Genomic DNA, 21,432 nt, shown 5'->3' on the forward strand with positions numbered 1-21,432 from the left:
CGTTCAAAGTCTCTCCTTGTCGGTGAACTCCATTACCGTTGCGATACCTTTGCTCATGTTTAAAATAATGACCTTAGCGCCTTTGGCAATCGATTCACCGTTCTCGGACTTCACGCTGATGGAGCGAGTCGTGCCTTGCAGCACAAATTTCATTTCGCCAATTCCTGTTTCATGGATTGGAACTGATAAGTGCCCCAGCTGCCCATGGAGGTCGAAATCGCTGTCTTTCATACTGTGGTCATGCTTGTAGATGACTTTGGCATAGAAGAGGAAGAAGAACCAACCAATTACAAGACCAGCGGCAAGGGCAATGAGTAATATCAGCACCACGCTCGTCATGCCGACACTGCCTAGCATATAGCCGACTCCGCCGAATACAGTCAAGCTGGCTAACACAGAGGATAAGTTGAAAAAACCGGGCCCGATATGACCATGCCCACCTCCGCTATCGACGTGGAACTCCGAGATGTCGCCGCCGAAAAACGTAATGAGCAGCGTCAGCGCAAGGCCCGCCCAGAAACAAATGGCAAACAAAGTCATCATGTTGCATCACCTCCCCTGCATGAAAATGGACGAAGAAGCAATTTCCATTTATATGCTAAAATGCTCTATTTTTCTATACGATGCTGATCTTATTCACGTTTCAAGTTATGGTGAAAACTTTACCTGTAGGACTCCAGTAAGTGCCTTCCACAATTTAACAAACCCTACTCCTTATTGACGCTTCCCAGACAGAAAGGTTGCAGTTTGGCTCACGCGATGAAGATGAAAGAAAATCCCGTTAGGCTGTTGTAGTGTCCGACGCATTTGTTGTGGTACAATTCGTATCAGGTGAAAATATCAGACACCCAGAGAATCGTTCTCTAACTTCGTGCGTATAATCTTTCAGTGCGTTTTCTATTAAAATTTAAGGAGTAGATTCGAACATGCAGAAAAGAAGATTGACTTGGTGGATTTCCACCGCATTAATTGTCCTCCTATTTGCGTTAACGGGCTGCCAAGCCGTTCAAGGCTTGGACATTGCACAAGCTTTTCAAAACCATGCCAACATTACTTCATCGGTTTCCAAAGGTACGCTTCAACTGGAACTCATACCTGACCATGCAGACGCTTTAACACCTGAAAATAAAACTTTTATGGATTCTTTGCAGAATACGAAGATCGAAATTACCAATGCGAACATGCAGGACGCCCAGCATCTATCCGCTGACGGCTCACTTACATACAGCAAAGGCTCGATCCCCTTCAAATTGAACATTGACGGCACCAAGGTCATCATTAAGATCGACGGTGCTCCGAAGCCTATCGTATTCGATCCGCTGACAGCGACAGAGGGCCGGCTTGCAGGGGCTCTCTCCTTACTGCCTCAAGGGATAAAGAACGAATTGGGCCATGCGATCAACTCCATAGAACCTGCATTGGTGAAATTTATTTTGAATAATGCCCCTAACCCTAAAAATATCACGGTAACGTCAGCGTCCGAGCCGGTAAACGGTGAAACGCTTGCTTTGCAAAAAGCCCATGTAGAACTGAACGGCACCGAATTGACCGACCTGCTCAAAACTGTGCTGGGAAACATCCTCGCCGATGAGGAAGGGCTGAAAGAACTGATCAGTCAGCTGTATGACGCACTCCTTCCTATCATTAATGAACAGTCCACAGGGGAGTCCTCCACTTTAACTTCTTTATTAAAAAATAAATCGTTAGCTGTCGGATTCGTCTATTCGTCGGTCCGTCAAGCACTGGAGGAAGCTGCTGCCGGTTTGGATAAGGCAGCACCGTTAAGCAATAAAGCTACGCTAAAGGCTGATTTCTTCATCGATGCAGATAAACAACTTCGCAAACAAAATTTAGAGCTTTATATGCCGGTCGCTAAATCGGATAACGGCGTATCTGCTTTTAAACTAACTCTTACTTCTGAGACATGGAACATCAATAAACCTGTCAAAGCGGACATGATTGATGTCTCCGGCGGTACACTGAACTTTGGAGCGGGGCCTTCCTCCCTCTACAGCTTGCTCAGTCAACTGGATAAACAATCGAAGCTCTACAAATTCTTGAAAGAAGATTTGCGGGTAACCAAGAAAAAAATCCAGCTTCAGCTTGGTGAAGCAGCCGGTAATGACGATCCAGATTCTTTAAATCCCTTCATCAACGCCGATGGAGTAACCATGGTTCCTGTCCGCTTCGTCTCCGAGCAGCTTGGCGCAGAGGTCAAATGGAATGGGGAACTGAAGCAGGTTACAATTAAAGATGCGTTAACCGGAACGGTAATCATTCTGACGCTCGATGACAAAACGGCCAGCGTGAACGGATCGGCTTCTCAATTGGAAAGCGCGGCTGCCCTTCACAACAGCTCGACTTTTGTGCCGGTTCGATTCATCGCCGAGAAGCTGGGCAGTAAGGTTGCGTTCGACAACGCTACGCGTGTCGTAACGATTAAGAGGGACTAGGAGAACTTCGAACCGCCATTGCCACGATGGTCACAACCGTCCTATTAACTGCATAAGTATGCATGAGAAAAGCTCGCCCTTAAGGTCATTCAGACCTTGCAGGAGCGAGCTTTTTTACGTATGAGCCATAAAGCGTTCGAAAGATTGCCGGCATTCCACGAACTTAGCTAAGTCTTTTATGCAGATACTGGTCATTCAAGAAACGCACCATGTCCCCGCGGCTAATAATACCGGCTAAATAACCGTCATTTTTCTCCACAATGACCTTTTTCAAATGCCTTCTGCCGAGAATCGTAGCGACCTCATCAGCGGGCAAATCTACATGAACGGTAACTACCCTCCTCGTCGCGATATCCATAACGTTCGCGGCAATGACGTCCCGATACTTATCTTCCATCGTTTGTGTGTCGTGCCATATGGAGGAAAAAAAGGGCGAGGCGATCACGACTTTCGTCTGACACCCGACAGCTCGCATAATATCGCCATCACTGATGTACCCTTTAATTTGGTTACAGTGATTGACCACAGGCATACCGCCGATTCGGTGAGTCACGAACTTTTCCAGAACGGTTCGAATTGTATCCCCTTCCAAAACTTTGACTACTTGGGAAACCATGATGTCCGACGCTTTCATCGCACCATCCCCCATTTCAAAAGGATGCCTTGTAGAGGTAGTTTAAAAAGTCCACTTTGATAACGAAGTTGCTCATGAGGATTATTCGACATCGAATCTTGAACGAACCCGGGAAGTCCGGTACTCACGTAGCAAATCTCTACGCTCCGTTCCTCCTTCTCCGGGTAACGTCCAACCTTCTCGGTTCTGAAAGCGGACTTTTTAAACACTCACTTATAATGAAATTGTAAGACAATTCTTAATATTACGTCAATAGACTTTTCAGCTGGCTTATGCCTGTTTTTGCCCAGCCTCCGGATGAAGCTGATCAGTTACTTTGCGGCTCATCAGGCTGGCAATATCCCAAGTTAATTTGCGGATTTGACGGCCGAGTTTGCCGGTCAGCACAATGTTCATGCCCCACTTTTGAATCCATATGAAGCCTCTGTCCGGGCCTAGACCAATGCAGAATAGATTTGTATACGAAGTATGCGCGGGTCCTTTTTCTCCGGCTAACTCTGCTTTAAGAATCTTGGTGAGCCGAGCCGCTTGAGGAATAGCTTCCTTGCAAGTCATGCCGTCCGGTTTGCCTGTAGCAGGATCGAACACATGCGCACAATCGCCGATGGCGTAAATATTCCCGCTGCCTTTGACATGGTAATGTGCATCGATCTGCAGCTTGCCATTGCTCTCCACGGGCAGACCGAGCTGCAGCACCAACGGATTCGGCCGCAGCCCCAGGGTCCAAACACACGCGCCGACCGGTACCATACCGGCGCCGCGAAGCAGCAGTGCACCCTCGGCTTCACGGTATGCCTCAGCCCTTGCGCCGTGCAGAATGCGGACGCCGACCTCGCTGAGCTCCTTTTCCAGCCGCTGACGCCTTGCGGCGCAGACCGCATACGAGCTCGCTGGCGGTTTCGATGCCGGTGATGCCGCCTCCGACAACCGCGACAGACAAGAGTCGCTTGCGCTCCGACTCTTGAGAGGAGAGGCGGGCGTCGCGAACATTTTGCTCCAACTGTAGCCGTATTCTCGTACTGCTGTCGGTGTCCGTTAAGGATATGCCGCCTAGTTCAGGTGCTGAAGATACGACTTTACTGCCCAGGCAAAGAATAAGCCTGTCATAGTGAAGTGCCTTTCTCTGTCCGTCCGGACGTTTGAGTTCAATGAGCTTCTGTTTCGGTTCTACACCTGACAGCTCAGCCTTGATGACTTCGACCGTATTATCAAAATAGGTAGAGAACGGCACCTTCAGCGGAGCATCCTCTACCGCTCCCTGAAAAAGCAGCACTTTCCTAAGATGATAAGCCTCCTTATCGATCAAGGTAATCCGAACACCCTTTTCGCCTGCAAATTGCTTTTGTAAAGAACTCACCAGATTGAGACCTGCGTAGCCTCCGCCTACTACAACCAATCGTTGTTCCATATCATTTACCCCTTTCAATCTTGTGATGCTTATGAGACGGAACAACTGCAGTTTCTGTGACACGACACAATTCGGCATTGTGAATTTTTCCTTAGAAGTGGAATAAGCTCTGGGGATTTTGGATATATTATCAAAGCTGCGTTAACAAGCTGTCTTGATCGATGAGACGCGGCAGCTTGCGCACAAAATATTGTTGGAGGTTTTTGTATACAATGGAAACAGGTACGGTTAAATGGTTTAATGCTGAAAAAGGGTTTGGTTTTATCGAGGTTGAAGGCGGTAATGACGTATTCGTCCATTTCAGTGCGATTCAAGGTGAAGGTTTTAAAAGTTTGGATGAAGGCGAGCGCGTTCAATTCAATATCGTTCAAGGCAACCGTGGGCCACAAGCTGAAAATGTAGTCAAGCTGTAGTGTCCTTCGCCACATAATCATCAAGCTGCTTGCGAGCCCAAGTCTATTTTCGACAAGGAGGCGTTCGTTTGTATTTTTCAAAGAAAACATTGGAACCAGTCCAAGAGGAAGAAACAAGCATCTGGACGTGCAGTACGGAACAGTGCTCATGCTGGATGAGGGATAACTTCTCTTTCGATGAAAGTCCCGTATGCCCGATTTGTAACTCGACTATGGTTAAGGAAATGAAGATGCTCCCCGCCTTGACGAACACAAGCAGCAGAAGATGAATAGCAAGCAGGCTGATAAAGCTGGAGTGCGCAAGAAAGACCCTGTCTCGTTGCTTGATGCAATGAACAGGGTCTTTCTTTTTTCAGCGTCTGAACTCCGCGCCTACTTTCATATCAGATTACCACTCCGCGACCGTGCCGTCTGCTTGGCGCCAAACGGGGTTTTTCCAGTTGTGCCCGATCGCGGCCATCTCACGGACTTTCGCTTCGTTCACTTCGATGCCGAGCCCAGGGCCGGTGAGGTTGCGGACAAAGCCGTCCTCGTATTTGAACACGGAAGGATCTACCAAATAATCAAGCAGATCGCTGCCTTGATTATAGTGAATGCCCAGACTTTGCTCCTGAATGAACGCATTCGGGGAGCATGTATCCAACTGCAGGCATGATGCCAACGCAATTGGACCTAGCGGACAGTGCGGCGCTACGGCGATATCGTAGGCTTCCGCCATCGCGGCGATTTTGCGCGTCTCCAGGATGCCTCCCGCATGGGACAGGTCCGGCTGGATAATGTCTACGATGCCTTGGGCCAGCAGCTCTTTGAAGCCCCAACGGGTGTACATCCGCTCGCCCGTCGCGATCGGGCAGGACGTGTAGCGCGCAATCTCTTTAAGCGCTTCATTGTTTTCGGGCAGCACCGGCTCCTCGATGAACATCGGCCGGTACGGCTCCAGCTCCTTGGCGAGAATCTTCGCCATGGATTTATGCACGCGGCCGTGGAAATCGATGCCGATGCCCACATCGACGCCGACGGCTTCGCGTACGGCGGCGATGCGTGCAATCGCGGCATCGACTTTGCCGATCGAATCGATGTAGTGCATTTCCTCGGTGGCGTTCATCTTCACCGCGGTGAACCCGGCCGCGACCTGCTGTTTCGCCGCCTGACCCACATCGCTCGGACGGTCGCCGCCGATCCAGGAATAGACGCGCGTCCGTTCGCGGCACGCGCCGCCTAACAAATCATATACGGGCGCGTTATAGAACTTGCCCTTGATGTCCCAGAGCGCCTGCTCGATGCCGGAGATCGCGCTGGACAGTATCGGCCCCCCGCGATAGAAGCCGCCGCGGTACAGCACTTGAAACAGATCCTCGATTCGCATCGGATCCGTGCCGATAATATGTTCGCTCATCTCCATGATAGCCGCGGCAACGGTGTCCGCTTTGCCCTCGACGACAGGCTCTCCCCAGCCTGTAACGCCTTCATCGGTCTCGACTTTCAGGAACAGCCATCTCGGCGGCACTTTAAACAATTCCATTTTGGTAATCTTCATCTCAAATTTCCCCTCTCGTCCACTAAGTATGGTTTGGTCTAACACCGTCGGCACTTGCCAACCGTTCTCACCGTCAAACTCCGACGGCAGCATTAAGCTCCTTGGCGTAAGCAGTAATTGCAGCATAATTGCCTTCCTGAATGTCCCGGAGAGATACGACGCTTCCTCCCACGCCGACGCCAACGGCGCCGGCTTCCATATAAGAAGCTGCGTTGTCCTTGGTGATGCCGCCGACAGCCAGCATATCGACATGGCCAAGCGGCCCGCGAAGCTCCTTCACATAGCCCGGGCCGAGGCTCGAGCAAGGAAACAGCTTCACCAAAGGAGCTCCCCACTCTACGGCTTGCACAATTTCCGTCGGAGTCATCGCTCCAGGCAGCGGGAGAACGCTGCGGGATAGCGCAACACGGATCATCCCCTCATTCACGTTCGGCGATATGAGAAACTGCGCTCCGGCCTGAACCGCTTCCTCCGCCATCCGCGCATTGAGCACGGTGCCTGCGCCCACAGACATACGCCCCTCGTACCTGCCCCTCATCTCATGTATGATCTGCAGTGCGCCTGGCGTATTCAGCGTCACTTCCGCGAACCGGATTCCGCCCGCTTCCAGCGCTTCGAAGAGCGGCACCGCCTGCGACTGCTCGATACCGCGAATAATGACAATAACTTTCGACTGTTTCACTTGTTGAATCAGCTCTTGCATTCGCCGTTCTCCTCCCCGTCTTTATGCATATTGGTCGCGATATTCCTGCGGCGTCATGCCATAATGCTTCTTGAACGCATGGTTGAATGAATGGGGACGCTGGTACCCAAGCTGCGTAGCGATCTCGTAGATTTTATCCTGGCTATGTTTTAATAAATACGCAGCTTTGTCCATCCTTAGACGATTGACATAATCGCTCAGATTATCACCCGTCTCCAGCTTATAAATTTTGGACACATACACCGGATGCAAGTACACATGATCCGCAATGGACTGCAGGGATACATCGCTGGCCAAGTTTTGCTCGATAAAAGACCGGATCTCATTGATCAGCGATACCCTGCTGTCCTTCCGTTCCTGATCCATATCCTCCTTCATCCGCTGCAAAGCCCGCACTGACCATTCCCGCAGCTGGTTCACCGTCCGGAACGGGATCCCTTCCGTCATCCTATCGTAATCGGCGCCGATCAGCTGATGCAGCTGCCGGCCGTTTTTATGAGCAATATAGGCAAAAGCGGAAGCGACCGAAAAGTACACTTCGAGCAAATGCTCCTGGGACTCCGAGTATTTGGCTTCCATTTCATCGAAAATGACGCTCAGCTTCTCCTCGGTATCTTCCCAGCGTGCCGCTTCGAGCAAATGATTGAGCGTAGGCGGCTCATACAGTCTCTGCAAAGCCGTCAGCTCGGTCGCCGCCTGCTCATCGCCAAGCCGCATGAATAGCTCATGCTCATTGCCGATCCTTTTGCGAAAAGCGCTTAACGAACGGTTATAAAGCCCATTCATGTCATTGGGAAATTGGCCCCAGTTGCTGACCAGAATGGAAATTTTACCTTTCAGGTAATTTTTCACAGCGGACTGCAGGACGGAAGCCGTCCTTTCCAGCCATGCCGTTTCTTCCTTATCCGGCGCATCTCGGAGCCCTTTTCCCTTCATTACGAAAACCAAATAATCATGAGCATCCTTCGCATGCCAACTGTCGAATTTTTCCCCGAACAGCTCTTCCACCATATTGCCAATGGCGTATTCCATTAAGGATAGCCGGCCGATGTCATACTCCAGAAATTCGGATTCGAGCCGGATCATCATAATCGCAAAAGCATGATCGTGGTAATCCATCAGCTCCAGCATTTGCATTTTTTCCCGAAGCGACTGGTCGGAAATTTTACGTCCCTGCAGCAGGTCGTTCAGCAAATTCCCCCGCAGCAGCGGAAGATTCTCTTTCAATGTGTAACTCAACCGCTGCCTGGAAACGACTTCTTCCCATTCGCGCTGCAGCTTATCCTTCACACGGCTCACCGTGGACAGCAAATCTTCCTCCGTGACAGGCTTCAGCAAATAGTCTTCCGTGCCCTGAAGGATAGCTTCTTTGGCATAGTTGAAATCCGAGTAACCTGATAAAAGAATACACTTGGTCTTCGGCCATCTGCGGTTGATTTCATCGATCAGCTGCAGACCGGAAATGCCTGGCATCTGGATGTCCGTAATGACAATATCAATGGAGATTTGTTCAAGCATCTCTAGCGCTTCCATACCCGAATATGCTTTATAGACCTGTTCAACGCCTACGGACCCCCATTGGATCGTAGAAAAAAGACGCTCCACCACGTGAACTTCATCATCGACGATCAAAAGTTGAATCATGTTTCTCTTACCTCCATAGCCGGTCCGCTTGTCTGTACATGGCGGTTCCAAGTCAGAACGGCTCTCATTCCCCCGCTTGCCCCTCTATGAAAAGTAAGCCCTGAACCCACACCGAATTGGTAATACAGACGATGGTGGACATTCCATGTGCCGCAGCCCACTTCATCCGACATGGACGCCCCAAGCTGTTTATGCAGCTTTTCCATATCCTCGTCCGACAGCCCTCCGCCGTTATCCTCCACGATCAACCGATTGAAGTCCGCATCCTGCTCGCCGGTGATCATAATCCGGTCGCCTTGAAGACTGCGCTCGATGCCGTGGATAATCGCATTCTCCACCAAAGGCTGCAGGATGAGACGCGGAATCCGTTCCTCCATCATCGCCTCAGGTACCTTGATTTCGTAGGTAAGCCTGTGGATACGCAGCGTCTGGATGTTCAAATAGTGGTGGGCCATGTCCACTTCCTCCCGCAGCCTGACCATCTGATTCTCCACCCGGGTCGTGTACCGGTAATACTCGGCCAAATTTTGCGCCATCGCCACAACGGATTCCTTATCTTCCATCTCCGCCGAATTAATAATGAAAAACAGCGAGTTATATAGAAAATGCGGATGAATTTGCGACTGCAACTGTTTTAGCGTCGCTTCGCGCGAGCGTATTTTCTCGGCGTAAACATCCTCGACCAGCACTTGAATTTGCTGTGCCATTTCATTGAAGCGTTGAATGAGGAAATCGAATTCGTTCTTCGCTTTGTACTCGATTCGCGCCGAAAGATCGCCCCGCTTCACTTTTTGCACACTTTGAATCATCTTCACAATCGGAATCTGCACGTTGCGGTACAGCAGGAAAGAAGCGAGCACACTCATGCCAAGCAGAAGACCGATGGAAACATAAAACAAATTGCGGGTCATCGTAATGGGCGACAATATTTTCTCAACTGGTACATAGTCCACCAAATACCACCCGAGCTGCTCCGATTTCACAAAGCTGATCAAATACTGCTGCCCGGCGATATCAAATTGAACTTGTCCCGACGCTGGTAAACTCATGCCTGCCAGCCGCTCACGAATGGCTCCGGGGATCGTTAAATCCGATGTACTATTTACTATTGACGCCGTTTGTCCATCAAATAAAAAAGGATCGCTTCGTTTATCCAGTTTGTACACATCGAGCAGCTGAATGAGATTTTGCGTGCTAAAACGGACTTGATAAAGCACCCTCGCCTGATCCAAAACCTCTGCACGAAACGGTTCACTGATCTCCCGATAAAAGGAACCGCCACTCTTATTAGCACCTTGAGTATCATAAGACCATGTCCGATGGACAGAGCTGGTCCAGGGCCATTGATCCGTCCCGTTTACGAAAATGCTGGAAGATAACACTTTCTTCTCCTTCGGAATGACGATCGTCAGCTCGTTGACCCAACCGCTCGCCACACTTTGCAAGCTAAGCTTTTCAATTATACGAGACTGTTCTTTGAGCATATCGTAATCCGGAGTGCCGCTTCGATCGATAAATTCCCTGATGTAGGGATCGCTGCCGAGAATCACGGGTGACATCGCCAACCGCTCGACATTAGAATCCAATTGGTGCAGGAAAAATGAAAGTCGGTTCAAATTCGAGGACTGAATCTGATCCTGCACGACATTGTTCGTTATTCGATTCGTGAAGCTGTAAAGCACAACAATCGGAATAAGCAGCAAAACCAGCAAAATCAGGATTTTGCTGAAAATGTTCAATTTATACGGCACGCGCCAATCACCTTCCATGCTTCCGCTGAAACCAGCTAACCTTGAACCTAACTATACGAGAGAAGCCTTTCAAATGAAAGGCGCTCGTCTTCATAGCGTATAGTTTCCAAAAGTCCGCTTTCAGAACCGAGAAGGTTGGACGAATTCGGAGAAGGAGGAACGGAGCGTAGTGGTTTGCTACGAGAGTACCGGACTTCCCGAAATCGTTCAAGATTCGATGCCGAGATGCTTCACGAACAACTTCGTTATGAACGTGGACTAGCCTTTTACAGCACCTGCAGCAAGTCCGCTGACTACATAACGCTGCGAGACCAGCGCGATGAGCAGTACCGGCAAGGTGATGATGCAAGCGGCTGCCATGAGCGCGCCCCAATTGATTTCGGAATAAGACATGAAATTAAAGACCGCAATCGGTAACGTCTTCGTCTTGTCCCCTGCCAAAATAATCGAGAACATGAAATTGTTCCACGAAAAAATGAAGGAAAGCAGCGAAGAAGTGATGACGCCTGGACCGGAAATCGGCAGAATAATTCGCAGAAATACTTGATGATGCGTACATCCGTCAATAAGTGCGGACTCCTCAATCTCGGTAGGAAGCGCCTCAAAGAACGAAATCATAATCCAGATGATGAACGGAAGCCCGACAAGCATATGACTCAAAATAAGTGCTGTATACGTGTCCACCAAATGAATTTGGGAGAACAGGATAAACCAAGGAATTAGGAACGTAATTCCCGGGATAATTCTCGCAACCAGGATAACCAGCCCTAACTTATGAAGGTGATGCCTTGCGATTGCATACGCGGCCGGAAGGCCTAGGATCAAAGAAAGAAGCGTCGAACCAAATGCGACAACAAAACTGTTCCAAATAAACTGCAGGAAGTCGTATTCCTTGAACACGGCAACATAATTATGAAAAGTCGGTTTGAAAATCAGCAGATCATTCGTAGATAAAATTTGCGCCTGCGTCTTGAAGGAAGCGAGCAGCATCCAGACAAACGGAAAAGCAAAAACGATAAGAACAAGATACGTGAGCAGTGTTTGCAGGAGGCTTTTTCCTCTGTTTTTCTTCATGATGCTCCCTCCAATCGTTTGCGCATCCAGATCATGAATAACGTTAAGCCCATTACCAGCATGAAGAAAACTACCAGCAGGGATGAGGCCGAACCCAGCTTAAAGTACTGGAAGCCTTGTACGTAACCGTAAAGATTCAGCGTCTCCGATGCAAAGTTCGGTCCGCCTTGCGTAGTTGCGTAGATGATATCGAATGTTTTCAGTACGTCGATCAAACGCAGCATCGCGGCCACAATAATCGTTGGTCGAAGCAGCGGAAGCGTAATCGAGACGAACTTCCTCCAGGCGCTTGCACCATCTACATCCGCAGCTTCATAAGGATCTGACGGCAACGTCGCCAAGCCTGCCATGATGATGAGCGCGATCATCGGCGTCCATTCCCAGACGTCTACGATAACGAGAGACGGAATAACTTGATTCGGCGAAGCCAGCCAGAGTAACGGCTCCAGCCCCATCGATTTGAGCATCATATTAGCTACCCCGATCGTCGGCTCGTAGATCAGCATCCATACCAAGCCCATTGCGACCGGCGTCGCTACCATAGGTAGCAGGAATACGGTCTTCACTAAATTTTTCCCTTTGAATTCTCTGGAAAGCAGCAGGGCGATTGCAATGCCCAGAATAACTTCTAATGCGAGAGCCAAGAAGGTGAAATAAAAGGTGGACCCAACCGCGTGCCAGAAGCGCTCATCTTTGAATAAAGCGATATAATTTCCTAAACCGACCCACGCCGGCGGCGTAGTCGCCGACATGCTCCACTCATAAAAGCTGATCCGGACCGTATAGATGATTGGAAAAAGCATCATGATGAGTACGAAGAACACGGCCGGAAGCGTATAAATCCATTTTAAGTTACGGTTAAACCAACTGTATTGCACACTGCATTCCCCCTTCCTGATGAATGAAACCCTTATATGTGACCAAAAGGGCCATATGCTGACCCTTTTGATCGGAGTGTACATTATTTTGTCTTATCTTTATCCATGATGGCTTGCAGCGCTTGGTTGGCTTTGTCGGCAACCGGCTGGATGTTCGTTTCGCCTGTCATCACTTTTTGCACGATTTCGCCTACCGCGTCGCGGGCTTCACCTACGCTGATGACCGTCGGACGGTCATGGTCAACGCCGGCTTTGGCGCTTTCTTTAATAATTGGAACGAGCTCGGCCGGGAAGCCTGTTGTACCTTCCGGTTTATCCCATACGGATGCGCGGGCGCCCGGATTGCCTTTTTGCTGGGTTTTCAGAACGACATCTTTGCTTGTTGCCCATTGAATGAATGCCCATGTAGCGTCTTTGTTGCCCGATTTGGCGTTCATCGCCAAACCCCAGGATGTGATGCTGTAAGGCTTGGATCCTGCTTTACCGCCAGGGAATACGGCGAATCCGACTTTATCGGCAACTTGGGATTTCGCCGGGTCCGTTGCATTTTTGTAAAGAGAGTTAGCATCCGTCAAGAAAGCAACTTTGCCTTGTGCAAAAATACCGAAAGCTTGCGGCCAGGACATATTCAGCACGCCAGGAGGCGCGAAGTCCTTGAGCAATGTGCCGTAAGTTGTGAAAGCTTTGACCGCTTCAGGCGTGTTGATGGTCGCTTTATCTCCATTCGTGAAGTCAGCGCCTTCCGAGTACAAGAAGGAAGATACTTGCGTTACTAGAGGCGAACGTTGTCCCCTTGCCACGAAACCGTACATTTCGTTTTTCGGATCGTGCAGCTTTTTCACTGCCGCTTGAAGCTCATCCAACGTTTTCGGTACCGCGATGCCGGCTTTCTCCAGCAAATCTTTGCGGTAGTACAAAATCTCTTGCTCCGTAATAATCGGAATACCCGCCAGCTTCGCGTCTACCGTCGTTGAACCGATCGCCGATTTGGAGAAGTCGTTGAAGTCGTAGTTCGCGTCTTTTTTCGCGTAGTCATCAAGCGGCTGAACCCAGCCGTTCTTGAAGAACAGCTTGCCCTCTTGCAGCGGGCGATACATGAACACGTCCGGCGTTGCGGAGCCTGAAGTGAATTGTACCGTTAATTTCTGTGTTAATTGATCCTCGAAAAAGCTCTCCACGTTAACCTTGATACCCGTTTCTTTTTCGAAGTCCGGCAGCAGCGGCTTAATTGCTTCCGCCCAAGGATGGTTCGCCGTCACGAGCGAGATTGTTTTTCCTGCAAATGGTTTCGCGTTAGCCGTCGCCGCTGCGTCCGGCTTGCTTGTTTCTTGAGCTGTATTGGCCGTACTGCCGCAGCCGGCAACAACCGTTGCCGCCATGATGACCGTTGTGCTAACGCCAACCCATTGTTTGAATGATTTCTTCATCTGATCTATGACCTCCCGAGTGCTCTAAAATGAATGTGCTTACATTACTTAGAGTACTTGATTCCTAGGTTCTCTTGATATAACTAAGATTAAACATGGATAACTACGCGTGAAGGAAAACTGTCATATACCTGTCGATATTGGTTATGAATGGGTAAAAGCTTCCAAAACGTCTGATTGATGTGAACAAATCCATGGCGAGGTGAGAAAATGAACGTAGAAGTTATAGAAAAAGGATATAGCGGGTTCCCTGGACGATGGATCGGAGGCATTGCGCTGATGATCGCCCCCCTGCTGCACTTTATCGGGGTCCTGCTTCGGCTGCCCTTCCACTTTTTCTTTCCGGAGCAGCTGGCCGCTTTCAAAGACCACCAGGGTTTAATCGCCGCCTCTTACAGCACTTTTGCAGCAGGCAATGTACTGATGTGGCCCGCCATCCTTACTCTCGTGAAGCTGATCAACGCAAAAAGGCCCGGATGGGCCTTATGGGGCGGCGTTTTCGCCATCTTCGGGCTGTTTGCCCGCACATTTCATGCCGGCGTAGACCATCTGGCTTTTCAGCTGGTTCGCTCGCAAGGCTTAGAGCTAGCAGCGAAAGCCGTTGCCGATTCCTACGGAGCGTTCCATATTTTCAGCACGCTCAATCTTGCCATCCTGCTCGGATGGATCGTCCTGGCCATAGGCGCATTCCGCTCAGGAACATTCGGATTCATTCGGGCGATTGCGCTGGGGCTGATGGCTGCCCTTCCCTTAGGTGTGCTTAAAGGGACAACTTCGTTCTCCGTTGCTGCCGCTGCCGGGCTTTGTATAGCCCTCGTTCCGCTTGGCATCCAGGTACTGGGCAGCGGGCCCGCGCCGAGCCTTAGGGCTGCATTGATCTGGGGATTTCTCGTAGCTGCAGGAGGCAGCGTCTTCTATTATCTGGGGCAGCAGGGGTAACCAATCTTGTTCCATCTGTTGCGAATTTTCGGTCGCTAGCGCTGTATGGTAGTGGAGAAACCCTGTGGCCAGGGGAGTCTCCACCCGTTCCGCCCCTATCCCCACGGGCAGGTATACTAAAATGCATTTTGTGCCGGATTATTGTGACTATGGAAGCGTAGTGAAAAAAAAGCTGCATTTCCTGCCGTATTCTTGGGCTAACTATGCGTTTTTGGCACGTTAGAGCAAATAATCAGGCACTATTTGCAGGTTGTGCGACCATTTTAGGGCTTCATACATAAAAATCCGGCACTTGTTGCATTTCCGCGACCATGTTACCGTCATTTTCCCTTTGGATGCACCATGTCTTCCGGGCGCACATAAGCATCAAACTGCTCCGCCGTCAAATAACCGCTGCGTATCGCGGATTCCTTCAGCGTCAGCCCTTCCTTATGGGCTTGCTTCGCAATGCTCGCTGCTTTCTCATACCCGATGTGCGGGTTGAGCGCTGTCACGAGCATGAGCGATTGCTCCAGGTTGCGCTGAATCACTTCGTAATTCGGCTCCATGCCGATGAGGCAATTGTCGTTGAATGACCGCATCGCATCCGCCAATAGCCGCACGGACTGCAGGAAGTTATGAATGATGACGGGCTTGAACACGTTCAGCTCGAAGTTGCCTTGGCTCGCGGCGAAGCCGATGGCCGCATCGTTGCCCATCACTTGGCAGACGACCATCGTCATCGCCTCGCTCTGGGTCGGGTTGACCTTGCCCGGCATGATCGAGCTGCCGGGCTCGTTCTCCGGAATCGTGATCTCGCCGATTCCGCAGCGCGGACCGCTCGCCAGCCATCGCACGTCATTGGCGATCTTCATCAAGTTCGCCGCCAGCGCCTTCAACGCGCCGTGCGTGTATACAATCTGATCATGGCTGGTCAGCGCATGAAACTTGTTCGCCGCCGAGACGAAGCGCGTACCCGTCTCGCGCGAGAGAGTTTCGGCGACGCGCGCGCCGAACTCGGGATGCGCGTTCAGCCCGGTGCCGACCGCGGTGCCGCCGATGGCCAGCTCGCGCATCGCGTCGACGCTGGCGCGTACCATGCGCGCAGTCTGCTCCAGCATCGCCCACCAGCCGCTGATTTCCTGCCCCAGCGTCAGCGGGGTGGCGTCCTGCAGGTGGGTGCGGCCGATCTTGACGATGTCGGCATAGGCCTCCATCTTGCCGCGCATCGTCTCCTGCAGCAACGCGAGCGCCGGCAGCAGCTCTTCCTCCACGGCGATGACGCCTGCGACATGCATCGCCGTCGGGAACGTATCGTTCGAGCTCTGCGAACGATTCACGTCGTCGTTAGGATGGATGCGACCAGCACCATCCCCCGCCGCAGCGAGCAGCTCATTGCCGCGATGGGCGATGACCTCGTTGACGTTCATGTTCGACTGCGTCCCGCTGCCCGTCTGCCAGACGACGAGCGGGAACTCGTCGTTCCAGCGCCCTTCCACGATCTCGTCCGCCGCTCGTGCGATTGCCTCCGCTTTCTCCGGCGTTAGTCCGCCAAGATCGCGGTTCACCTGCGCAGCCGCCTTTTTCAACAGAGCAAACGCTTGGATCAGCCTGATCGGCATCCGCTCGGTGCCAATCTTGAAATTCTCGTAGCTGCGCTGCGTTTGAGCGCCCCACAACTTATCCACAGGTACTCTGATTTCCCCCATCGTATCTCGCTCCATGCGATACGCTTGATCTTGATCCATCATCAACACCTCTTTTGTTCAAGCTGCAACATAGCGCAGCGTTTTGTCTCGCCATAGCTTTCCCAACTCATGGAGAACTATCAATGATTCTCCAGCTGAAGAGCTCCATTAGCTCACTGGTCGTCACAATCGTCGCAAACTCCTCGTGCAGATTTGCAAGTGTCATTCGATGAACATCCTCCGCTTTATGCACGAACCCATCGGGTCCCATACGGTCAAACGTCGCCGTTGCATCAGATACGAGATATGTCTTGAACCCCAGATTGCCCGCCATCCTTGTCGTTGTTTCCACGCAATGATTGGTGGTCAGTCCTACGATCACGACTGTATCACACGCCATCGCACGTAGCCGTTGCTCTAAATCCGTACCGATAAAAGCACTGTTGACCGTTTTTTCTAGAACCGTTTCCCCTGCCAACGGCATGGCCTGGGCTTTGAACTCGAAACCAATAGTTCCTTTAGCAAAACGTGACTGACTTACGTGCCTAATGTGAAAGATAGGCAACTTCCGATTTCGCCACGCCTCCAGTAGAAAAGCGATCTGCTCCTCAGCCTGAGGGTTATTCCTGGGTCCCCATGTCGGATCATCAAAAGCTTTTTGCACATCGATCACAATCAATCCCATCATCCTGCATTCATCTGCCTCTCATTTATGAATATCGCCCATTATATCGGTCTATTCATATTAATTACATGGGAAGATGAATCCGTTGGCTGGTTTTCACTTTCAAAATTTAGATATAATAGACTCATGACTTTAATTTCCAAAGGACTGATAGCCATGGATGACATCGACAAAAAAATCATCGAACAATTGCAAGATAATGCCCGGCTCAGCATGACTGAACTTGGCAAAATCATTGGCCTCACCTCCCCGGCCGTCACAGAGCGTGTGCGCAAATTAGAGGATGCGGGCGTGATCGTCGCTTACCGCGCTATCGTGGCACCGGACAAATTAGAAAAACGGGTAATCGCGTACATCCTGATGGAAACAGAACATTGTAAAAAATATGTGGAATTCGCGAAGCACTACCCAGACGTCGTAGAGACCCATCGCATTACCGGAGCATTCAGCTACTTAACCAAGATCGTTACTCCATCCGTCCTCACACTCGAAGCGTTCATCGATGCATCGATGGCCAACGGGAAACCGACAACGTTGATCGTATTATCTTCTCCTGTCGAATATAGACCGCTAATACCCGAGACTATGAATGCTTAGGTGCGCGGAGCGGATGCGTTGAAGGGGTGCTATCTGGCTTTTCCTAGGTTATGATGACGAATGTCATGCTGCACTTAGGGCGCATCGTTGATCCTGCGCATATGGATTGAATAACGAATAGAGTCGTTGATTGGAGAGCACTAGGACGCTAATCGATGGTGATAAGGCCCAAATCAATTTTATTCGCAACTCCGGCGATCTTCTTGTTTCCGCTGCATGCCGAGCATCCCTAAACAAGCATTTCGACACCCCCGGAAATTTATAATTCTATAATGTATAAAAAAACACCCGACTAAGTCAGGTGCCTAACAAAGGAGTCTAAAGCCATGAAATCTAAGCTGGACATCATCGTCCGATCCACGGAAATCGATGTAAACGGACATGTCAACAACGCCAAATACTTGGAATACCTGGAATGGGGCCGTGAGGAATGGTACGAGCAATGCGAACTGCCCTATGACGCTTTCAGCCAAATGGGCATTCAAACCGTGACCGTCAACATCAATATCAACTATAAAAAAGAATGCAGGCAAGGCGACAAATTAACGGTCACCTGCCAGCCCGAAAAAATCGGCCGCTCCAGCTACGTGTTGAAACAGGAGATTATGAACGAACATAGCGAGCTCTGTGCGGACGCCCTCGTCACCAGCGTTACGATGGACAGCAGCACCCGCAAGAGCCGTGAAGTGCCGGCAGAGTTGCGAAAACATTTTGAGTGAACGCTTGCGCTATGACGCAGTATCTGTGGATAACTTTTGACCGATCGTTGTCGTTAAGCCGTCCATACTGACTGTATTTTTCTCTTTGCGGTAATCCAGCAGACCCTGCTCGCCTTTATTCGCCGCCCATTTTTGCAGCGTATCCCGTTCTCCCTCGTACGTGTAGAAGGGAACACTGAATCCGCATGAGGTTTTAACCACGTGGACGTTAACGACAATGATTTGGCGAGCACCGGGCAGCAACGTAAACCGCGTAGCCAGATCCTCCCAATCTTGGGTTCCCGGCAAAATAACCCGCCCCTGACCATATAGCCTGAGGATCATGGGAGGGCCCTCAAATGCGGTGAACATGAGCGTAATTCTCCCATTTTCTTCGAGATGCGCGCTCGTTTCATTGCCGCTTCCCGTCAAATCCAAATAAGCCACTTCGATCGGAGATAAAATACGCAGCACATCATGACCTTTTGGCGACAGATTCACATGTCCTTCACCATCCAGCGGAGCCGAACCGACAAAGAACATGTGCTGCTTCGCGATGAATGCTTCATGCTCAGGGAGCATCATTTCAAACACTTTTCCCATCCAAAACACCTCACCCTATTTGAGTTTCCATTTTCTTCTATTATCAATCCTTCACCTCTATTTGTGAAGTAGACGAATCCTATTCGGTTTATAGGTTTTTCCTATCAATATCTTCTTTGGTTTTGCTCTCTTCCGAATGAAATCCTCTCTTTCGTGGCATACTTTGTTCGTTACATAGCTATTCGTTTATGAACGCTAAGGAGGAGGTGATTTCACATGTCAACAGCCGATAACAATGACGTGATCAGTCATGCCATTAACGCAGCTCAAGCGAATGCGGATGACAGCGAGTCCAAAGAGCAGGTGGAACAATTGTCCTCCCAGCTGAATCAAGCAGGTGCAACATCCCAAGCCGACGACGCCACGGCACAACAATAATCATACAGAACGCCAAAAACGACAGGAGCCAAAAAGCTCTTGTCGTTTTATTTTCGGCACTTTTCAACCATCGCCTATTGCAAAATGGAACCATGAACCATTCGCCCATCTTTCGAATAAATTGTAGCAAAAACCTAGGGATGGATGATGGACATGGATCAACCCGTTAGTATACAGACGTATTCAGTGAAGCGGGAAAAGCTCGATTTGTTATATCCCGCTGTTGTGAACTTAACTCCTTATGCCGTAGGACACTCGATTAACACAATTATCGTGAATACGGTCAATCAAATGCTTCACGATCAGGGATATCCGCAAAATCCGCTGACTGACGTGAGCGCTTATTACGAGCTCAAAACAAATGAACGTCACATCCTCAGTTTGTCCTTGATCAATTATGCGTTTTCGGGGGGCGCACACGGATTAACGATCCAAAAATCGCTGACCTTCAGTACGGAGACAGGCAAGCTATATGCACTAAAAGATTTATTTAAGCCCGGCAGTAACTATGTCGCCAGACTTACAGCTATGATCCAAGCTCAGATTAAAGCCAGGAATATCCCGCTGCTTGTAGATTTCACCAGTATTCGTCCCGATCAGGACTACTATATCGCCGACAAAGCGCTGGTCGTCTACTTCCAGGTATATGAGCTTGCCGCCTATGTATACGGGTTCCTTTACTTCCCGATTTCCGTGTACGACATTCAGGATATCATCGACGAAAATGGGCCGCTCGGCAAAATGCTGTACTAGTCGGGCCGCGATCTTCACACGCAGACGAGAACCTGTCTGCTGAATTTGCCTTTGCGGACGACGCAGCGCTCGGCGATGCGGAAGCCGGCCCTAGCGACGAGCGGATCGATCTGCTCGGTCGTGATGATCACTGCGCGGGCCGCGAGGCGCCGGGCGCTCTCCAGCATTTGAAGCTGCTCGTCTTCGGGCAGCTTCGAGCAGAGGTTGTACGGCATGTCGAGGATGAGCGCCTCATAGTGGCCCCCTAGGCTTGTCGGCGATTGCGTCGCCTGCTCGCCTGTGCATCCGAGGGTCCGCATGTCCGCAAGGCTCACCACATTCGGCATGCCGAAGTGGTCCAGGTTCACCCGCGCGCCGCGCACCGCCAGCGGGTTCACGTCGCAGCCGACGATGTCGATGCCCATCGACATCGCTTCCACGAGCACCGTGCCGATGCCGCAGCACGGGTCAATGACCCGCGTGCCCGCTATCTCGGGCACGGCGATATTCACCACCGCCCGCGCTACGCGCGTACTTAGGGCGGTGGAATAGTTTTGCGGCTTCTGCTGATGCTGAAGCCATACGGCTTCGCCGTAGCTGCAGTCGCCGAACAACCACCGGCCTCGCAGCTCCGTTACGGCGAACCACTGCTCCGGCCGTCGCATCTCGGCTTTGCCGCGGAGATGCCGGCCTATTTCGCGTTCGATCTCCCGCTGGCGGTCATAGCTGACCGCAGCTCCCGTCTCCGCGAACACAACCTTGAACGTTGACCCCCGCACGGTCAACGCGGCAACCATCTCGGCCAGCTCCTGCAGGCTGCCGGCCTCGAACAGCACATCCATCCGCAGCTTCAGGAACGGGCTGCGGCTCGGCTCAACACAGCGCGCGCTTTCTACGTAGCGCGCATTTACTTCTGCGCCCAGTAAGGTGCGCAGCTCTAATTCACATAAAGCCCGCTCATCTTCATGGCAGGCATAGGTATACATATACTCCACGGATAAACCCTCTAATCTCTGTAAACATATTTTATTCGCGCTGTAAATATTGGATCTTTAAGCGGTCTTTAAGTCTCTCCTTTTGCTCCTTCTATTGTATACCCAGGTCCGGCCTGGTCAAGTTCTTAGTAGAAACAGGAGCGAACCCAACCGCCGAGATGATTTGAATGTAAAGTTTTACCATAACGAAAAATGGAGGATTAAAGTCGAAATATG

Annotated in this window: 23 protein-coding genes; 8 read left to right on the forward strand and 15 right to left on the reverse strand. The window is 50.6% G+C overall.

The window, feature by feature from the left end:
- Window positions 1-3: 3 nt before the first annotated feature.
- Entirely contained in the window at window positions 4-543 is a 540-nt protein-coding gene (locus ICC18_RS20210) for an NfeD family membrane protein (RefSeq protein ID WP_188176249.1), read from the reverse strand.
- Window positions 544-926: 383 nt separating this feature from the next.
- Between ICC18_RS20210 and ICC18_RS20215 the strand changes: the two genes are divergently transcribed.
- The gene (locus tag ICC18_RS20215) at window positions 927-2,453 is read left to right on the forward strand and encodes a copper amine oxidase N-terminal domain-containing protein (RefSeq protein WP_188176250.1); all 1,527 of its coding nucleotides are present in this window, start codon (window positions 927-929) and stop codon (window positions 2,451-2,453) included.
- A gap of 163 nt (window positions 2,454-2,616) precedes the next feature.
- Here ICC18_RS20215 and ICC18_RS20220 read toward each other — a convergent pair whose 3' ends face one another.
- The 3 genes from ICC18_RS20220 to ICC18_RS34370 all read right to left on the reverse strand — a co-directional run bounded on the left by ICC18_RS20220 (window position 2,617) and on the right by ICC18_RS34370 (window position 4,495).
- Entirely contained in the window at window positions 2,617-3,087 is a 471-nt protein-coding gene (locus ICC18_RS20220) for a CBS domain-containing protein (protein ID WP_188176251.1), read from the reverse strand.
- Window positions 3,088-3,357: 270 nt separating this feature from the next.
- On the reverse strand, window positions 3,358-3,939 hold the full coding sequence (locus ICC18_RS34365; RefSeq protein WP_262495886.1) for an FAD-dependent oxidoreductase: 582 nt from the start codon (window positions 3,937-3,939) through the stop codon (window positions 3,358-3,360).
- Window positions 3,884-4,495 (reverse strand): FAD-dependent oxidoreductase, encoded by a 612-nt coding sequence (locus ICC18_RS34370; RefSeq protein ID WP_262495884.1) that lies wholly within the window; start codon window positions 4,493-4,495, stop codon window positions 3,884-3,886. Before ICC18_RS34370 ends, ICC18_RS34365 begins: the two co-directional genes overlap by 56 nt.
- 212 nt (window positions 4,496-4,707) lie before the next feature.
- Here ICC18_RS34370 and ICC18_RS20230 point away from each other — a divergent pair, with 212 nt between their 5' ends.
- Both ICC18_RS20230 and ICC18_RS20235 read left to right on the forward strand, forming a co-directional pair.
- Window positions 4,708-4,908 (forward strand): cold-shock protein, encoded by a 201-nt coding sequence (locus ICC18_RS20230; RefSeq protein ID WP_188176253.1) that lies wholly within the window; start codon window positions 4,708-4,710, stop codon window positions 4,906-4,908.
- Between the two features lie 68 nt (window positions 4,909-4,976).
- Window positions 4,977-5,177, forward strand: a complete 201-nt coding sequence (locus ICC18_RS20235) for a cold-shock protein (RefSeq protein ID WP_188176254.1) — start codon at window positions 4,977-4,979, stop codon at window positions 5,175-5,177.
- Window positions 5,178-5,296: 119 nt separating this feature from the next.
- Here the strand turns inward: ICC18_RS20235 and dgoD are convergent, their stop codons facing one another.
- The 7 genes from dgoD to ICC18_RS20270 all read right to left on the reverse strand — a co-directional run bounded on the left by dgoD (window position 5,297) and on the right by ICC18_RS20270 (window position 13,922).
- On the reverse strand, window positions 5,297-6,445 hold the full coding sequence (gene dgoD, locus ICC18_RS20240) for a galactonate dehydratase (RefSeq protein WP_188176255.1): 1,149 nt from the start codon (window positions 6,443-6,445) through the stop codon (window positions 5,297-5,299).
- 73 nt (window positions 6,446-6,518) lie between these two features.
- On the reverse strand, window positions 6,519-7,148 hold the full coding sequence (locus ICC18_RS20245) for a bifunctional 4-hydroxy-2-oxoglutarate aldolase/2-dehydro-3-deoxy-phosphogluconate aldolase (protein WP_188176256.1): 630 nt from the start codon (window positions 7,146-7,148) through the stop codon (window positions 6,519-6,521).
- A gap of 21 nt (window positions 7,149-7,169) precedes the next feature.
- Entirely contained in the window at window positions 7,170-8,792 is a 1,623-nt protein-coding gene (locus ICC18_RS20250) for a response regulator (protein ID WP_188176257.1), read from the reverse strand.
- Complete coding sequence (locus ICC18_RS20255; protein WP_312029566.1) at window positions 8,789-10,543, reverse strand: sensor histidine kinase; 1,755 nt, start codon at window positions 10,541-10,543, stop codon at window positions 8,789-8,791. Before ICC18_RS20255 ends, ICC18_RS20250 begins: the two co-directional genes overlap by 4 nt.
- A gap of 258 nt (window positions 10,544-10,801) precedes the next feature.
- Entirely contained in the window at window positions 10,802-11,617 is an 816-nt protein-coding gene (locus ICC18_RS20260) for a carbohydrate ABC transporter permease (protein ID WP_188176259.1), read from the reverse strand.
- Window positions 11,614-12,495 carry a carbohydrate ABC transporter permease gene (locus ICC18_RS20265; RefSeq protein WP_188176260.1) on the reverse strand — a complete coding sequence of 294 codons (882 nt, stop codon included), beginning with the start codon at window positions 12,493-12,495 and terminating at the stop codon, window positions 11,614-11,616. The genes ICC18_RS20260 and ICC18_RS20265 overlap by 4 nt, the downstream gene beginning before the upstream one ends.
- 83 nt (window positions 12,496-12,578) lie before the next feature.
- Complete coding sequence (locus tag ICC18_RS20270) at window positions 12,579-13,922, reverse strand: ABC transporter substrate-binding protein (protein ID WP_188176261.1); 1,344 nt, start codon at window positions 13,920-13,922, stop codon at window positions 12,579-12,581.
- Window positions 13,923-14,132: 210 nt separating this feature from the next.
- Here ICC18_RS20270 and ICC18_RS20275 point away from each other — a divergent pair, with 210 nt between their 5' ends.
- Window positions 14,133-14,861 carry a hypothetical protein gene (locus ICC18_RS20275; protein WP_223192714.1) on the forward strand — a complete coding sequence of 243 codons (729 nt, stop codon included), beginning with the start codon at window positions 14,133-14,135 and terminating at the stop codon, window positions 14,859-14,861.
- Window positions 14,862-15,181: 320 nt separating this feature from the next.
- Here ICC18_RS20275 and fumC read toward each other — a convergent pair whose 3' ends face one another.
- Window positions 15,182-16,588, reverse strand: coding sequence for a class II fumarate hydratase (gene fumC / locus ICC18_RS20280; protein ID WP_188176384.1), 1,407 nt, complete (start codon window positions 16,586-16,588; stop codon window positions 15,182-15,184).
- 67 nt (window positions 16,589-16,655) lie between these two features.
- Window positions 16,656-17,216, reverse strand: a complete 561-nt coding sequence (locus tag ICC18_RS20285) for a cysteine hydrolase family protein (RefSeq protein ID WP_188176262.1) — start codon at window positions 17,214-17,216, stop codon at window positions 16,656-16,658.
- Between the two features lie 153 nt (window positions 17,217-17,369).
- Here ICC18_RS20285 and ICC18_RS20290 point away from each other — a divergent pair, with 153 nt between their 5' ends.
- Window positions 17,370-17,810, forward strand: a complete 441-nt coding sequence (locus ICC18_RS20290; RefSeq protein WP_188176263.1) for an Lrp/AsnC family transcriptional regulator — start codon at window positions 17,370-17,372, stop codon at window positions 17,808-17,810.
- 326 nt (window positions 17,811-18,136) lie between these two features.
- On the forward strand, window positions 18,137-18,529 hold the full coding sequence (locus tag ICC18_RS20295; RefSeq protein WP_188176264.1) for an acyl-CoA thioesterase: 393 nt from the start codon (window positions 18,137-18,139) through the stop codon (window positions 18,527-18,529).
- Between the two features lie 9 nt (window positions 18,530-18,538).
- Here the strand turns inward: ICC18_RS20295 and ICC18_RS20300 are convergent, their stop codons facing one another.
- Window positions 18,539-19,111, reverse strand: a complete 573-nt coding sequence (locus ICC18_RS20300) for a pyridoxamine 5'-phosphate oxidase family protein (RefSeq protein WP_188176265.1) — start codon at window positions 19,109-19,111, stop codon at window positions 18,539-18,541.
- Between the two features lie 216 nt (window positions 19,112-19,327).
- Here ICC18_RS20300 and ICC18_RS20305 point away from each other — a divergent pair, with 216 nt between their 5' ends.
- Together ICC18_RS20305 and ICC18_RS20310 are read left to right on the forward strand one after the other, a co-directional pair.
- Window positions 19,328-19,489, forward strand: a complete 162-nt coding sequence (locus tag ICC18_RS20305) for a hypothetical protein (RefSeq protein ID WP_188176266.1) — start codon at window positions 19,328-19,330, stop codon at window positions 19,487-19,489.
- Between the two features lie 153 nt (window positions 19,490-19,642).
- Complete coding sequence (locus ICC18_RS20310) at window positions 19,643-20,242, forward strand: PdaC/RsiV family protein (protein WP_312029567.1); 600 nt, start codon at window positions 19,643-19,645, stop codon at window positions 20,240-20,242.
- Window positions 20,243-20,256: 14 nt separating this feature from the next.
- Here ICC18_RS20310 and ICC18_RS20315 read toward each other — a convergent pair whose 3' ends face one another.
- Window positions 20,257-21,207, reverse strand: a complete 951-nt coding sequence (locus tag ICC18_RS20315) for a TRM11 family SAM-dependent methyltransferase (RefSeq protein ID WP_188176267.1) — start codon at window positions 21,205-21,207, stop codon at window positions 20,257-20,259.
- Window positions 21,208-21,432 lie beyond the last annotated feature (225 nt).

Origin of the sequence: Paenibacillus sedimenti (assembly GCF_014534655.1) — a bacterium.
In the GTDB taxonomy this organism is placed as follows: Bacteria; Bacillota; Bacilli; order Paenibacillales; family NBRC-103111; genus Paenibacillus_E; species Paenibacillus_E sedimenti.